The 13170-nt window shown below is 67.2% G+C and carries 14 protein-coding genes; 8 read left to right on the top strand and 6 right to left on the bottom strand.

Going from position 1 to position 13170, the window contains the following annotated elements; all coding sequences use genetic code 11:
• Positions 1–93: 93 nt before the first annotated feature.
• A complete protein-coding gene (locus tag AC3FOF_RS04210; RefSeq protein ID WP_017224099.1) occupies positions 94–366 on the bottom strand; it encodes a hypothetical protein in 273 nt (90 codons plus the stop codon).
• 165 nt (positions 367–531) lie between these two features.
• On the opposite strand from AC3FOF_RS04210, the gene AC3FOF_RS04205 reads away from it, so the two are divergent.
• The 3 genes from AC3FOF_RS04205 (at position 532) to AC3FOF_RS04195 (ending at position 4939) form a co-directional block, all read left to right on the top strand.
• A complete protein-coding gene (locus tag AC3FOF_RS04205) occupies positions 532–1518 on the top strand; it encodes an alpha/beta hydrolase (RefSeq protein ID WP_488725854.1) in 987 nt (328 codons plus the stop codon).
• Between the two features lie 9 nt (positions 1519–1527).
• Positions 1528–3603 carry a penicillin-binding protein 1A gene (locus tag AC3FOF_RS04200; protein WP_488725853.1) on the top strand — a complete coding sequence of 692 codons (2076 nt, stop codon included), beginning with the start codon at positions 1528–1530 and terminating at the stop codon, positions 3601–3603.
• A 76-nt stretch (positions 3604–3679) separates the two neighbouring features.
• Positions 3680–4939: an arsenic transporter gene (locus AC3FOF_RS04195; protein WP_430869699.1), complete on the top strand. Its 1260-nt coding sequence runs from the start codon at positions 3680–3682 to the stop codon at positions 4937–4939.
• Positions 4940–5022: 83 nt separating this feature from the next.
• Here the strand turns inward: AC3FOF_RS04195 and AC3FOF_RS04190 are convergent, their stop codons facing one another.
• From AC3FOF_RS04190 to AC3FOF_RS04175, 4 genes are read right to left on the bottom strand one after another with little or no spacing between them, the layout of a single operon-like run.
• Positions 5023–6339: an NAD(P)/FAD-dependent oxidoreductase gene (locus AC3FOF_RS04190; protein WP_488725852.1), complete on the bottom strand. Its 1317-nt coding sequence runs from the start codon at positions 6337–6339 to the stop codon at positions 5023–5025.
• Positions 6336–7106: an amino acid ABC transporter ATP-binding protein gene (locus AC3FOF_RS04185; protein WP_276268600.1), complete on the bottom strand. Its 771-nt coding sequence runs from the start codon at positions 7104–7106 to the stop codon at positions 6336–6338. The genes AC3FOF_RS04190 and AC3FOF_RS04185 overlap by 4 nt, the downstream gene beginning before the upstream one ends.
• Positions 7103–7774 (bottom strand): ectoine/hydroxyectoine ABC transporter permease subunit EhuD, encoded by a 672-nt coding sequence (ehuD, locus tag AC3FOF_RS04180; RefSeq protein WP_017226835.1) that lies wholly within the window; start codon positions 7772–7774, stop codon positions 7103–7105. Before ehuD ends, AC3FOF_RS04185 begins: the two co-directional genes overlap by 4 nt.
• Before the next feature lie 6 nt (positions 7775–7780).
• Entirely contained in the window at positions 7781–8545 is a 765-nt protein-coding gene (locus tag AC3FOF_RS04175; RefSeq protein WP_488725851.1) for an ABC transporter substrate-binding protein, read from the bottom strand.
• Positions 8546–8724: 179 nt separating this feature from the next.
• On the opposite strand from AC3FOF_RS04175, the gene AC3FOF_RS04170 reads away from it, so the two are divergent.
• Positions 8725–9525, top strand: coding sequence for an IclR family transcriptional regulator (locus tag AC3FOF_RS04170; protein ID WP_488725850.1), 801 nt, complete (start codon positions 8725–8727; stop codon positions 9523–9525).
• 131 nt (positions 9526–9656) lie between these two features.
• On the opposite strand, the gene AC3FOF_RS04165 is transcribed toward AC3FOF_RS04170, so the two are convergent.
• Entirely contained in the window at positions 9657–9965 is a 309-nt protein-coding gene (locus AC3FOF_RS04165; RefSeq protein WP_017226832.1) for a nicotinamide mononucleotide transporter, read from the bottom strand.
• Positions 9966–10241: 276 nt separating this feature from the next.
• On the opposite strand from AC3FOF_RS04165, the gene arsN2 reads away from it, so the two are divergent.
• The 4 genes from arsN2 to AC3FOF_RS04145 all read left to right on the top strand — a co-directional run bounded on the left by arsN2 (position 10242) and on the right by AC3FOF_RS04145 (position 12967).
• Positions 10242–10670 (top strand): arsenic resistance N-acetyltransferase ArsN2, encoded by a 429-nt coding sequence (arsN2, locus tag AC3FOF_RS04160; protein ID WP_017226831.1) that lies wholly within the window; start codon positions 10242–10244, stop codon positions 10668–10670.
• Between the two features lie 189 nt (positions 10671–10859).
• Complete coding sequence (folE, locus tag AC3FOF_RS04155; RefSeq protein WP_017226830.1) at positions 10860–11585, top strand: GTP cyclohydrolase I; 726 nt, start codon at positions 10860–10862, stop codon at positions 11583–11585.
• Positions 11586–11683: 98 nt separating this feature from the next.
• Positions 11684–12127, top strand: coding sequence for a BLUF domain-containing protein (locus tag AC3FOF_RS04150; RefSeq protein ID WP_488725849.1), 444 nt, complete (start codon positions 11684–11686; stop codon positions 12125–12127).
• 39 nt (positions 12128–12166) lie between these two features.
• The gene (locus tag AC3FOF_RS04145) at positions 12167–12967 is read left to right on the top strand and encodes a fumarylacetoacetate hydrolase family protein (protein WP_276268603.1); all 801 of its coding nucleotides are present in this window, start codon (positions 12167–12169) and stop codon (positions 12965–12967) included.
• The last annotated feature ends 203 nt before the right edge of the window (positions 12968–13170 follow it).

Here is a 13170-nt window from a genome sequence, read left to right as displayed (position 1 = left end):
TATCACAAGCGGCCGGCGCGACGGTTGCGCACCCTGCGGAAGTTGAGTGTAAAGTACCCGCTGCCACGGCACACGTGGGCGCAGCCGGCAGGATCAGCGCTTGCCGTCCAGCAGGTCGTTGAGGATGTCGTCGAAAGCCGACTGCGCATCCTCCAGCGCCTGCAGCGCGGCGTCGAAGGTTTGCAGCGCCATCTTCGACGGCTTGCCGGAGCCCTGGGGCGCAAACTGCCCTTGCAGCGCAGTAAAGGCCACCTGTACCTGGCGCGTCGCGCTGACCACGCGATCCATCGCCTGGGTCTCCTCGGCGCGGTTTTTCTCGTCGTTCCGAGGGGAATCCTGCTCGTTTTGCTCGATTTGGTGGTTCATGCCATCGGCTCCGTGCGCGGCCGCACCGGCCGCCGTTGATGTGAGGGCGTATCGTACAAGAACTCTCGGCCACCCAGCCCGGTCGAAGGCGGTGACCGCAAGAAAATGATGCAGGCGCCACCATGCGCTGTGCAGCCAAGGCGGAACGAACCCTCCGATCCCACCATGCCCTCCCTTCAACGCAAGGCCCTGGCCGCCGCGCTGCTGACCGCAGGCGGCTTTACCTGCTATTGGACCTATCTCACGATCAACCAGGGGCGGCTGCTGTTCGACGCGCACCGCCGCCCGCCGCGGGACCTGCCCGAAGGCGTCTCCGCCTATTCGCACGAGGTGCCCGGCGGCTTGCTGCGCGGCTACGTCTACGTGGCCCGGGAAAGCCAGGAAGCGCAGAAAGCGGACACCGTGCGCGACCTGCTGTTCTACCTGCCCGGCCGCGGCGAGGACGTGCTGGACACCATGCAGCATCTGGCGTGGCTGCCGCAGGAGGTGGGCTTTGCCACCATGGACTACCGCGGCCTGGGCCACTCGGACGGCCGGCCGTCCGAAGCGGCGGCGGTAGCCGATGCCAGCCAGTTCCTGCTGCACGTGCGGCGCGCTTTCCCGCGCACGCGGGTGCACGTGGTAGGCCGCAGCCTGGGTACCGGCGTGGCCATCCAGCTGGCGGACCTGCAGGATTTCGAGAGCCTGCAGCTGATCACGCCCTACGATTCCCTGCTGGAGATCGTGCGCAAGCGCTTCCCGCTGGTGCCGCTGCGGCAGCTGATGCGCCATCACTTCGACTCCATCTCCCACTGCAAGAAGGTGGTGCAGAGCACCAAGGTGCTGCTTGCCGAGACCGACGAGGTGGTGCCGCACGAATGCTCCGAGCGCCTGATCGCGGCCTGGCCCGGCACGGTGGCGCGGGAAACAATGCCGGGCACCGACCATTCCACCATCATCGAGCACCCCGAGACCTGGCGCGCCCTGGCGGCATTCGCGCAGCAGGTTGGTCAGCCGGGCGCCGCCCCGGCCGCAACCTCGCACGCCGCGCCGGCCAGCCGCGAGACAGCCCCGATAACGGCCCCGATAGCTGCCCCGATAGCTGCCCCGATAGCCGCCCCGATGACCGCCCCGAACGGCGAGGCAAGCTTGCCGCTCGCCGCCCCAAGGTAGAATACGCGCATGAAACGAGTCGTAAAAAAGGCAGCAAGCGCCACTTTAGTGCTGGCTGCCGCTAGCACCCTGCTTGTCGGGTTTGCCGCCGTGGTGAGCCTTCGTCAACTTCCCGCGGTCGATGCGCTGCGGGACTATCGCCCGGACCTGCCGCTGCGCATTTTCACCAGCGACAATGTCCTGATCGGCGAATTCGGCAACGAGCATCGCGAATTCGTCCCCCTGGAGCGCATGCCCAAGCAGATGTCCAATGCGCTGCTGGCCGCCGAAGACGATCAGTTCTACCAGCATGCCGGCGTGGATATCCCGGGCATCTTCCGCGCGGCGATCGCCAATATCGGCGAGGGCTACGCCCAGGGCGCCTCCACCATCACCATGCAGGTGGCGCGCAATTTCTACCTCTCGCGCGAGAAGACGCTGGCGCGCAAATGGTATGAAATCCTGCTGGCATGGAAGATCGATCACTCCCTGTCCAAGGACCGCATCCTCGAGCTGTACATGAACCAGGTCTACCTGGGCGAGCATGCCTACGGCTTCGGCAGCGCGGCCCAGGCGTACTTCGGCAAGCCGCTGGATGCGCTCTCGCTGGCCGAAACCGCCATGCTGGCGGGCCTGCCCAAGGCGCCGTCGACCATGAACCCGGTGGTCAACTTCCCGCGCGCCAAGCTGCGCCAGCAATATGTGCTCGGGCGCATGCGGACGCTCGGCATGATCACGCCCCAGCAATACCAGGCGGCCCGGTCCGAGCCGCTGCAGGTGGCGGGTGCCCGCAACGGCCGCTTCGACGGCCATGCCGAATACGTGGCGGAACTGGCCCGCCAGCTCGCCTACGACCGTTTCGGCGAGGCGGCCTACACGCGCGGCATCAACGTCTACACCACGGTGTCGTCGGTGAGACAGAGCCTGGCCTATGAAGCCGTGCAGTCGGGACTCGCCCAGTACGGCAAGCGCCACGGCCAGCAGGCCGCCGCGGGTGCGCCCCAGGCCGCGCTGGTCTCGCTGGACAGCAAATCCGGCGCCATCGAAGCCATGATCGGCGGCGCTGATTTTGCCGCCAGCCGCTTCAACCATGCCACCCAGGCTGAGCGGCAGCCTGGCTCGACCTTCAAGCCGTTCATCTATTCCGCCGCGCTCGAACGCGGCATTTCGCCCACTACCATGATCAACGACGCGCCGCTGGACGCGTCGTCGCGCTGGCAGCCCGGCAACGACGATGGCCGCTTCCTCGGCGGCGTCAGCGTGCGCCAGGCGCTGGCCGAGTCGCGCAACCTGCCGGCCATCCGCACCTTGCAGGCCATCGGCATTCCCTATGCGGTGGACTATGCCGGCAGGTTCGGCTTCTCCGAGCAGCGCCTGCCGCGCTACCTGCCGATGGCGCTGGGCACCGGCACCACCACGCCGCTGCGGCTCGCCGCCGCCTATGGCGTGTTTGCCAGCGAAGGCTATCGCACCGAGCCCTACCTGATCGAGCGCATCAGCGACGGCGCGGGCAATGTGCTGTTCAGTGCAAACAGCGAGCCCCAGCCGCAGCGCGTGATCCCCGAGCGCAACGCTTACGTGATGAACAGCCTGCTGCACAGCGTGGTGACCAGTGGCACGGGCGCGGGCCTGCAGCGCTACCTGCAACGGGCGGATATCGCCGGCAAGACCGGCACCACCAACGATTCGGTCGATGGCTGGTTTGCCGGCTATGCCTCGGGCATCGTCACGGTGGCGTGGATGGGCTTCGACGACAACCGCAGCCTGGGCCGGCACGAATTCGGCGCCACCACGGCCCTGCCGATCTGGGCGCGCTATATGGAAGGCCGCCTGGCCGGTCAGCCCGAGGGCGAATACGAGATGCCGAAGAACCTCGTGCGCGTCGGCGACGAGTGGACCTATCCGGAATATGCCGACGGCAGCCATGGCATCGCCTCGCTGGGGTTCCCGGCGGCGCCGCCGCCGGATTCCGACACCGATCCGGCCTTGACCGGCGCCACCGAGCCTGCCGGCGCAGGCACGGGAGCCGCCACGGACCCCATCCGGGCCGCCGCGCCACCCTCCCAGGCGGGTGGCATGCCTCTCGCGCCACAACCCAGCACCTGAGTCTGCGCGGGACCGCCCAGCGCGCTGCCGCAGCCCACGACACGAACCGGCCACTGCCGCCTGCGACGTACCGACGATGAACCTGATCCCCTACAGCGGCCCCCTGATCTGGGCCGTGGCCACGGCCACCACCGTTGGCGTCATCACGCGGCCGTTCCGGCTGCCGGAAGCATTCTGGGCGGTAGGCGGCGCGCTGCTGCTATGCGTGACAGGCCTGCTTGCCGTGCCCGATGCGCTGGCTGCCGTGGCGCGCGGCTACGACGTCTACCTGTTTCTCGGCGGCATGATGCTGGCGTCCGAACTGGCCCGCAAGACCGGGCTGTTCGACCATGTGGCAGCGCTGGCGGTGCGCCAGGCGCGGGGCTCCGCGCGGCGGCTGTTCGCGCTGGTCTACGGCTTCGGCGCCCTGGTCACGGTGTTCATGTCCAACGACGCCACCGCGGTGGTGCTGACGCCGGCCGTGCTGGCCGCCACCCGCGCCGCCAGGGTCAGGCAGCCCCTGCCCTACCTGTATGGCTGCGCCTTTATCGCCAATGCCGCCAGCTTCGTGCTGCCGATCTCGAATCCCGCCAACCTGGTCATCTTCGGTGAGCGCATGCCCACGCTGACGGGCTGGCTGGCCCGCTTCACGCTGCCCTCGCTGGTGGCGATCGCCGCCACCTTCGCGGCGCTCTACTGGACCCAGCGCCGCGCGCTTGCCGAGCCTATCGCGGCGGACGTGCCGGTGCCGCCCCTGAGCGCCGAAGCCAGGCTCACCGCCGTCGGCATCGTGGCCATGGGCATCGTGCTGCTGATCGCCTCCCTGCTGGGCGCGGACCTGGGCTGGCCCACCTGCCTGGCCGGCCTGGCGACCCTGCTGCTGGTCTGCGCGCGCCGGCCCGGCCTGTGCCTGCCGGCGCTGCGCGAGATCTCCTGGGGCGTGCTGCCGCTGGTGGCCGGCCTGTTCGTGCTGGTCGCCGGCCTGGAGCAGACCGGCCTGATCGCCAAGCTCGCCCATCTGGTGCAGGCGCTGGCGCAGCGGTCTCCGGCGGCCAGCGTATGGCTGCCAGGCGGGACCGTGGCCGTAGTCTCCAATATCGTCAACAACCTGCCGGCCGGCCTGTTCGCCGCTTCGGCCCTCGCGGCCAGCCATGCCTCCGCGCAGGCCACCAGCGCGGTGCTGATCGGCATCGACCTGGGGCCCAACCTGTCCGTCACCGGTTCGCTGGCCACCCTGCTGTGGCTGACCGCCTTGCGGCGCGAAGGGCAGCGGGTCGGCGCGCTGCAGTTCCTGCGCATCGGCGCGCTGGTGATGCCGCTGGCACTGGTGCCGGCGCTGGCGAGCCTGCTGATCTAGGCGCAGCCGGACGATGCGGCAGGCGGAGTTTTCCATGCCTGCCTGCCGCTGCGCCTCACGCCCCGGCCCACCGATTCACCGGTTCACGAACCGAGTTTGTCCAGCAAGCTGTACCAGGCTACGCCCGCCGCGATGTAGAAGCGCTGCAAGCCGTGCAGTGGTATCGGGGCAACCGGGGAGACCGGATACGGGAATTCGCCCTTTCCGCCCGCGATCCTGTCCGCGATATGCTTGCCGAGGCTGCTGCACAGCGCGATGCCCCGACCATTGCAACCCAGCGCCATGATGACGCCGGGCGCGGGTTCGTGCACATGCGGCATGAAGTCGCGCGTAATGGCGATACGCCCGGCCCAGCGGTACTCGTACTCGAGCGGGCCGAGCTGCGGGAACAATAGCGCAAGCGAGCGCTCCAGGTGAGCGAAGTCCTGCGGACCTCGCGGATCGGCAAAAAACCCGCGCCCTCCCATCAGCAGGCGCCCCTGCGCATCCTTGCGGAAATACAGCAGCAGCCGCTGCGAGGTGGAAGCGGTCTCGCCGTGCGTCAGGATGGCCTGCGCGTCCGCCGGCCTGAGCGGGCGGGTGGCCACGATGAAGCTGTTGGCCGACAGCACCGTCTGCGCCAGTCCGGGCCAAAGCGGGCCGGTGTAGCCGTTGGTCGCGAACACGACCTGGCCGGCGGTCACGGTGGCGCCGGTCGATGTCGTCGCCACCCATTGCGTGCCCTGGCGCTCCAGAGCCGTCACCTCGGTAGCGCCGTGCACGGCGGCCCCGGCGTCCTGCGCGGCCTTGACCAGTCCCCGCGTATAGGCCAGCGGCTGGATCGCCCCGGCACGCGCATCCAGCCACCCGCCCGCAAACGCCTGCGTGCCCACGCGCCGCGCCACCGCGTCGCGGTCCAGCACTTCCACCGGCGCGCCGCGATGCGCCCATTGCGCGGCCCGCGCGTGCATGCCGGCGACCTCCTTGTGCGAATAGGAGAGTTGCAGCCAGCCGCTGCGCACCGGCTGGCAATCGATGCGGTGGCGCGCGATCAGGTCGAATACCAGGTCGGCCGAACGCGATACCGCCTCGATCAGCGGCTCGGCAACCCTGGCGCCCAGCATGCGCACCAGCGCGTCGGGATCGTGCTTGAGCGTGGGATTGACCTGCCCGCCATTGCGCCCGGACGCGCCCCAGCCAGGCTCGCAGGCTTCGAGCACGCAAACCCGCGCACCGGTCTCGGCCAGGTGCAGCGCGGTGGACAGGCCGGTGAAGCCGGCGCCGATGACGAGCACGTCGGCCAGCCGCGATTCGCGCAGCGCGGGCGTCGGCGGCGCAGGCGGTGCGGTCGCGGCCCAAAGGGAGGGCGGCAACGGCGCGGGCGCACCCGGGCGGCCTGCCGTGAACTGGCGGGCCGTCATGACGCGGCCCCTTCCGGCGACCCGGCCGGCGCCCCTGCCGGCTTGTGCAGGACGCGCCGCAGAAAGTCCTGCGTACGCGGCTGCCGGGGCGCACCCAGCACCTGCGCCGCCGCGCCTTCCTCGACGATGGTGCCGCTGTGCAGGAAGCACACCCGGTCGGCCACCTCGCGGGCGAAGCCCATCTCGTGCGTCACCACGATCATGGTCATGCCTTCGCGGGCGAGCGCGCGCATGACTTCCAGCACATCGCCCACCAGTTCGGGGTCCAGCGCCGAGGTGGGTTCGTCGAACAGCATGGCTTCGGGCCGCATTGCCAGCGCGCGGGCAATGGCCACGCGCTGCTGCTGTCCACCGGAGAGCTGGGGCGGATAGGCCTGCGCCTTGGCCGCGAGACCGACCTTGTCGAGCAGCGCCAGGGCATCGACACGCGCCTTGTCCGGGCGCTCGCCCAGCACGTACACCGGGCCCTCCATCACGTTCTCCAGCACGCTGCGGTGGGGAAAGAGATTGAAACGCTGGAACACCATGCCCATGCGGCTGCGCAAGCGGTGGATGCCCTTGCCGGCGCGGTCCACGCGCTCGCCGAAGGCGAGGATCTCGCCGCCGTCATAGGACTCCAGCCCGTTGATGCAGCGCAGGACCGTGGATTTGCCGGAACCCGAGGGGCCGATCAGGCAAACCACCTCTGCGGCGTCCACGTGCAGGCTGACGCCCCGCAGCACATGGTGGTCGCCGAAGTGTTTTTGCAGGTTCTGGATATGGATCATGTTCTTTTCCTTCCCGCGCCAAGGCGTTGTTCCAGCCGGCGCAGGCCGAAGACGAGCGGCAGGCTCATCAGCAGGTACAGCAAGGCCACCAGCGTGTACACGGTCATGTTCTGGAAGGTGGACGACGCGATCAGCTGGCCCGCGCGCGTCATTTCCGCCACCGTGATGGTGGAAACCAGCGACGAGTCCTTGAGCATCATCACCAGCGTGTTGCCATAGGGCGGCAGCGCAATACGGAAGGCCTGCGGCAGGATCACGCGGCGCATGATCAGCGCCGGGCGCATGCCCATGGCCTGCGCGGCCTCGCGCTGGCCCGGGTCGACGGCCTCGATGCCGGCGCGGAAGTTCTCCGCCTGATAGGCCGAGTAGGCGATGCCCAGGCCGATCACGCCGGCCTGGAAGGCCGTCAGGTGGATGCCGATATCCGGCAGCACGAAGTAGATATAGAACAGCTGCACGATGATCGGCAGGCCACGGATCACGTTGATCACCGACGCCGCGCCCCACGACAGCGCGCGCACCGGCGACAGCTTCAGCAGCGCCAGGCCCAGGCCGATCGCGCTGCTGAGCAGGAAGGCCAGCACGGTCACCTGTATCGTGACCACCGCGCCCTGCAGCAGGATCGGCAGGAAATCCCGCGCGTTCTGGAAAAAGAGAGCGCTATCCATCGCGGCTTACATGCCCCACTTCTGGACGATGCCCGCCAGCGTGCCGTCGGCCTTGACCTTGGCGATGGCCTTGTTCAGCCGGGCCAGCGTCTCGGTGTCGCCCTTGCGCACCACCAGGCAGACGTCGCCGACATTGACCGGCTTGTAGCTGCCGGCCAGCTTCACGCCGTGGAAGGCGTTCTGGCGCAACTGGTAGGCGATGATGGGCTGATCGCCCAGGCCAGCCTTGATGCGGCCAAGCGCCAGGTCGCGCGTCATGTCGGCCACCGAATCGTAGCTGCGCACTTCCTTGAAGATGCCCTTCTTGTTGAGCATGTCGAGGAAGACCGTGCCCACCTGCGCGCCCACGATCTCGCCCTTGAGTTCATCGAGGGAGGTGTAGGCCCTGGCGTCGTCGCTCCTGACGATCAGCCCTTCCCCATACGAATAGACCGGGTCGCTGAAGTCCACCACCTGCTGGCGGGCGGGCGTCTTCAGCATGGCGGCCGAGATGATGTCGATCTTGCTGGAGGTCAGCGAAGGGATCAACGCCGAGAAGACGGTCTGCTGCACATTGACGTTGAAGCCGCCGGCCTTGCCGATGGCGGTGACCGTGTCGACCATCATGCCCTGGATGGTGTTGGTCTTCACGTCCAGGAAGGTGAACGGGACGCCGGTAGCCGTCGCTCCCACGTTGTAGGTTGGTGCCGTTCCCTGGGCCCAGGCGAACGAAACGGTGCTGGCTGCGCACAGGATTAGGGCAAGGCGGCGGGACATGCGGAAACGGGACATGCGGACACTCCTAGCGAAGGTGAACAAAAGGCGCCCGGGTGGGACAGCTCAAGGACTTATGCAATGAGCATGCCAATTTTCAATTCGATAGCAGCGAAATATAATTCTAGTTAACCATTAGTTGCATCTATCGAATCGATATGCGATTCTTTGGCTTGCACTACCCATCCCTTCCCTCAATGTCTATTTCCCGCCCCGACGCTGACGAGACAACCAGCCTCCTGTTCAACCAGTCCCTGGAAAAAGGCCTGACCGTGCTGCGCGCGTTCAGCGCGCAACGGCGCACCATGACGATCGCCGAAGTGGCGGATGCTGCCGCCATCAACAAAAGTTCCGCCCAGCGCATGGTCTTCACGCTCGAACAGCTGGGCTACCTGCGCAAGCACCCGCAGACCCGGCGCTACCAGTTGACGCCGCGCGTGATGGAAATCGGTTTCAACTACCTGGCGGCCAACCCGCTGATCGAGGTGGCCAACCCCTTCCTGTCGGAACTGACCAAGGTCACCACCGAGACCACCTGCCTGACGGAGCCGGACCTGCTCGATATGGTCTATATCGCAAGATTCGTCAGCGCCCATTTCGTGCCGGTGCACATGCCGATCGGCAGCCGCATCCCGATGTATTGCACCGGCTCCGGACGCGCCTACCTGAGCGCGCTGCCGGAAGACGAGGCGCTCGCGGTGATCGAGCGCTCGGATCGGGCCAGCCATACGGTCCATACGCGGACCGCGGTGGCGGATATCCTGGACATGTTGCGCGAGGCGCGCCGGCGGGGCTATGCGGTCAACAGCGAGGAGCTGTTCCTGGGCGACATGACGATTGCCGCACCGGTGCTTGGGGGAAGCGGACGTCCGGTGGGCGCGATACACGTGGTAGCGCCGACCAGCCGCTGGTCTCGCGAAGAAGCGGAGCGCAAGCTTGCGCCGCCGTTGCTGCAATGCGCGCGCGCCGTCAGCAGCTCGGTGCGGGCCATGGGATAAGAGGGAAAAAGGGCGGCAAAGGCAGGCACTGAAACCAGGGACCGTACGCGCCCGCCGCCCGGGCGCGTACGGCGTATTGCCGGCGCTGGCCAGGCAGCCGCGCCAAGCCGGCAGTCCGGTCCCGCTGCGGCTCAGGCCGCGTCGGGCGCCGGATGTCCATGCCCCTGCTGGCTTTCCTGCTGGCGGTGGAATTGCGTATGGCGGTACAGCCCGTAGATGCTGGTGGCGGTAAAGCCCAGCTGCTGGACAAACAGACCGTAGGTGCCGGTGACCAGGGCGAACACGCTCCACAGGAGATTGGAACAGAGATAGGCAATCCAGCCCCATCGCGAAGCCTTGTTGTGCAAGGCGACCAGCAAGGAGCCGCTCATCGCCAGCGCGCAGCCGGACCACTCGAGGCCATTGAGCAAATTGGGAATGTACTGATGCGCCAGATCCATCGCGCTTGTCTCCTGAATGGTTCCAGATTTTATTTTGCGTTCATATTTTGCATACAATGCAGGGCGCAAGCTTAGCTTGCAAGCGGGTGCAGGGCAAGTGTTTTGCGGTGGCTTTTTTCCCTGGGAAGCTGGAGAGCGATGCTGCCCCCCTTCGGCGGTATCGATGACGTCCCATGACGTCCAGTACGCGAATCTACTTAAGAACTATCCCTAGGCACCGTAAGACGAGACTGTCATTAAGATACGAAGAACAGCCCGTTGGGTCAGGAGGGCATCATGCGCCCGCACTATGCAAGCGAGAAGGACAGTCAGGATGTACAGGATCTGCTACAGGCTTGCGGCCTGCCGGCCGACGGCGTAGCGGAGCAACTCGGCAATTTCCTGGTGGTACGGGACAACGCCGGCCTGCTTGGCTGCGCCGGCGTCGAGAACTACGGCCAGGTGGCGGTACTGCGTTCCGTGGCGGTTGCCGAGCGCGCACGTTCGGCGGGCCTTGGAGAACTGCTGGTGGCGGCGATGCTGGCCGAGGCCCGCACGCGCGGCGTGCAGTCGGTGGTGCTGCAAACCACCACGGCGGCCGGCTATTTCGCGCGGCTGGGTTTCGAGCGCGTGGAGCGCGCCTGCATGCCGCCGGAACTGCTGCGCACGGCCCTGTCCCGCGAGGCCTGTCCCGCATCCGCCACCCTGATGCAGGCCGCGCTGTAGGTACTTCCCCGGGGGCGGTGCTCGCCGCCCCAGCCACTGGCCGGCATCGCGCCTCACCCCCGCCACTTTCTCCTCTGCGTGCGATGCCCACGGCGCGCCGGAGCCGGCGTAGCATATTGTTGTACAGTAAATGCCAGCGCTCGCCGCGAAGCTTTCACCGACGACACCGACCATCACGAACCGCACGATATGGAATCCGACCATCAGGCACCCCACCCGGACCTCGACGAGGCACCGGGCAGTGCGTCGTCCCGCATCCGGGCGCGTTTGCAGGCAGCGCAAGAGCGCTTCCACGCCAACGATAATATCTCCGCCTATGTCGAACCCGGCGAACTGGACGAATTGCTCGACGAAGTACAGTCGCGCATGGAAGAGGTGTTGCGCAGCCTGGTGATCGACATCGAAAGCGACCACAACACCCGCGAAACCGCGCGCCGCGTGGCCAAGATGTACCTGAAGGAGATCTTTGCCGGCCGCTACGTCAGTCAGCCCAATGTGACCGAGTTCCCGAACGCGGAGCGCATCAACGAACTGATGATCGTGGGCCCGCTCCGGGTGCGCAGCGCCTGCTCGCACCACCTGTGCCCGATCATCGGCAAGCTGTGGGTGGGCGTCATGCCCAACCAGCACTCCAACCTGATCGGGCTGTCGAAGTACGCGCGCCTGGCCGAGTGGATCATGTGCCGTCCGCAGATCCAGGAAGAAGCCGTGACCCAGGTGGCCGACCTGCTGCAGGAAAAAATGAGCCCGGACGGGCTCGCCATCGTCATGGAAGCCGAGCACTTCTGCATGCACTGGCGCGGCGTGCGCGACACCGATGCAAAGATGACCAATAGCGTGATGCGCGGCTCCTTCCTCAAGGACGGCAGCCTGCGTCGCGAGTTCCTGGCCTTGCTGAACAGGACGCGCGACTAGCGACGGGGTAAGAGTGGGAAGCGAGAGGGGCAGCCGCACGCCCATCCCTCCGATCGCGCGAACCCGTACTCAACAGCAAACTGGAAACTGGAGCCAACATGCTTGTACGCCTGCTCTATGCCAGCCGCGCATGCCAGCCGGCCGATCCCAGGCTGGTGGACGCGATCGTTGCCACCAGTGCCGCGAACAATCCCGGGCACGGCATCACCGGCGTGCTGTGCTATGGCCACGGTATCTTCATGCAGGCGCTGGAAGGCGGCCGCAATGAAGTCTCCCGCCTGTACCAGCAGATCTGCCGCGACGCGCGCCACGAAGACATCGTGCTGCTGCACTACGAGGAAATCCTCGAACGCGAGTTCGCCGGCTGGGCCATGGGCCTGGTCAATACCGGCAAGGTCAATATGGCCACCATCCTCAAGTATTCCGAGCGCGGCGAACTGGACCCCTATCGCACCAGCGGCCAGGCATCGCAGGCCCTGCTCAAGGAGCTGATCGCGGGCGCATCCATCGTGGGACGCACCTCGGAACGCCACCGGATCTGAAACGCATCCACCGAACCAAACCAACAACATGGAGAACGCGTGAGCGCAACGTTCAACCCCGGCACCGCAGCGGCGCTGCTGGCCGATGCCTGCCGGCGCGGCGTGCAATTGCGCGACCTGCCCGCCGATGCCAAGCCGGCCACGCTGGCCTGCGGCTATGACGTACAGGACCGCTTCGTGGCAGCACTCGGCGATCCGGTGGTGGGCTGGAAGCTCGGCGTCGGCAGCGCCAACGCCATGCGGCGCGCCAGCCTGGCGCGCCCGCTGGTTGGCCAGGTGGGCGCTTCGCGCTGCTTTGCCTCGGGCGATACGGTACATGTCCCGGCGGGCGCGGTGGCCACCATTGAATTCGAAATCGCGGTGAGGCTGGCACGGGACGTCGCGCCCGCGCACGGCGAACTGGCGCCGGCGGCGCTGACCGAACTCGTTCAGAGCGCGCAAGTCGCCTTCGAAGTAGTGCTCTCGCGGTATGAGGACCGCGGCGCGGTCGGCATGCCGGCCTTTGCCGGCGACAACGTCGGATTCCACGCGCTGGTGCTGGGCGCGCAGATCGATCCCGCCAGCGTGGAAGACGTGCGCGCCAGCGCCAGCGTGACGCTCGACGGCGCGGCAAGCGCGCTGCCGCTCGACGGCGACGACGCCATCTACCCGCTGGAAGCCCTGCAATCCCTGCTGGCGCATGCCGCAGAACGCGGCATCACCTTGCGCAAGGGCACAGTGGTCACCACCGGTACGCTGACCCGCCCATTCGACGTGGCGGCTGGCGTGCATGCCGTCCGCGCAACTTATGCCGGCGGCGAACTGGTGCTGAACCTGGCGCCGCAGACCGGACCGGGCTGACAACGCGCTGGCGCGCGCCTCCCGTCCCCAGGGGGCGGGCTCCTCGAGCGTCAAGGGCAGCGCCGGAGGCCGGTCGCCGATGTATCGGCCGCGTCGCGCCGCTGCTCCGCCACCCCTCCCACAGCTTGGCATTTCCCGGCAATCGGCTAGAACTATCAGAGTGATCACAGTCCAGATGACGGCTGCATGAAAGGAGCCCGGCA

The organism is Cupriavidus sp. 96C5-1 (assembly GCF_057798855.1).
Note: the sequence above shows the minus strand (reverse complement) of the source record. Positions and strands in the feature narration are given on the sequence as shown.

Excerpts from the sequence above, each read along its gene's own strand:
- AC3FOF_RS04205 (WP_488725854.1), top strand. The coding sequence starts at position 532 with ATGCCCTCCCTTCAACGCAAGGCCCTGGCCGCCGCGCTGCTGACCGCA.
- AC3FOF_RS04185 (WP_276268600.1), bottom strand. The coding sequence starts at position 7,106 with ATGATCCATATCCAGAACCTGCAAAAACACTTCGGCGACCACCATGTG.
- ehuD (WP_017226835.1), bottom strand. The coding sequence starts at position 7,774 with ATGGATAGCGCTCTCTTTTTCCAGAACGCGCGGGATTTCCTGCCGATC.
- AC3FOF_RS04165 (WP_017226832.1), bottom strand. The coding sequence starts at position 9,965 with ATGGATCTGGCGCATCAGTACATTCCCAATTTGCTCAATGGCCTCGAG.
- AC3FOF_RS04190 (WP_488725852.1), bottom strand. The coding sequence starts at position 6,339 with ATGACGGCCCGCCAGTTCACGGCAGGCCGCCCGGGTGCGCCCGCGCCG.
- AC3FOF_RS04195 (WP_430869699.1), top strand. The coding sequence starts at position 3,680 with ATGAACCTGATCCCCTACAGCGGCCCCCTGATCTGGGCCGTGGCCACG.
- AC3FOF_RS04170 (WP_488725850.1), top strand. The coding sequence starts at position 8,725 with ATGTCTATTTCCCGCCCCGACGCTGACGAGACAACCAGCCTCCTGTTC.
- arsN2 (WP_017226831.1), top strand. The coding sequence starts at position 10,242 with ATGCGCCCGCACTATGCAAGCGAGAAGGACAGTCAGGATGTACAGGAT.
- AC3FOF_RS04175 (WP_488725851.1), bottom strand. The coding sequence starts at position 8,545 with ATGTCCCGTTTCCGCATGTCCCGCCGCCTTGCCCTAATCCTGTGCGCA.
- AC3FOF_RS04150 (WP_488725849.1), top strand. The coding sequence starts at position 11,684 with ATGCTTGTACGCCTGCTCTATGCCAGCCGCGCATGCCAGCCGGCCGAT.
- folE (WP_017226830.1), top strand. The coding sequence starts at position 10,860 with ATGGAATCCGACCATCAGGCACCCCACCCGGACCTCGACGAGGCACCG.
- AC3FOF_RS04210 (WP_017224099.1), bottom strand. The coding sequence starts at position 366 with ATGAACCACCAAATCGAGCAAAACGAGCAGGATTCCCCTCGGAACGAC.
- AC3FOF_RS04200 (WP_488725853.1), top strand. The coding sequence starts at position 1,528 with ATGAAACGAGTCGTAAAAAAGGCAGCAAGCGCCACTTTAGTGCTGGCT.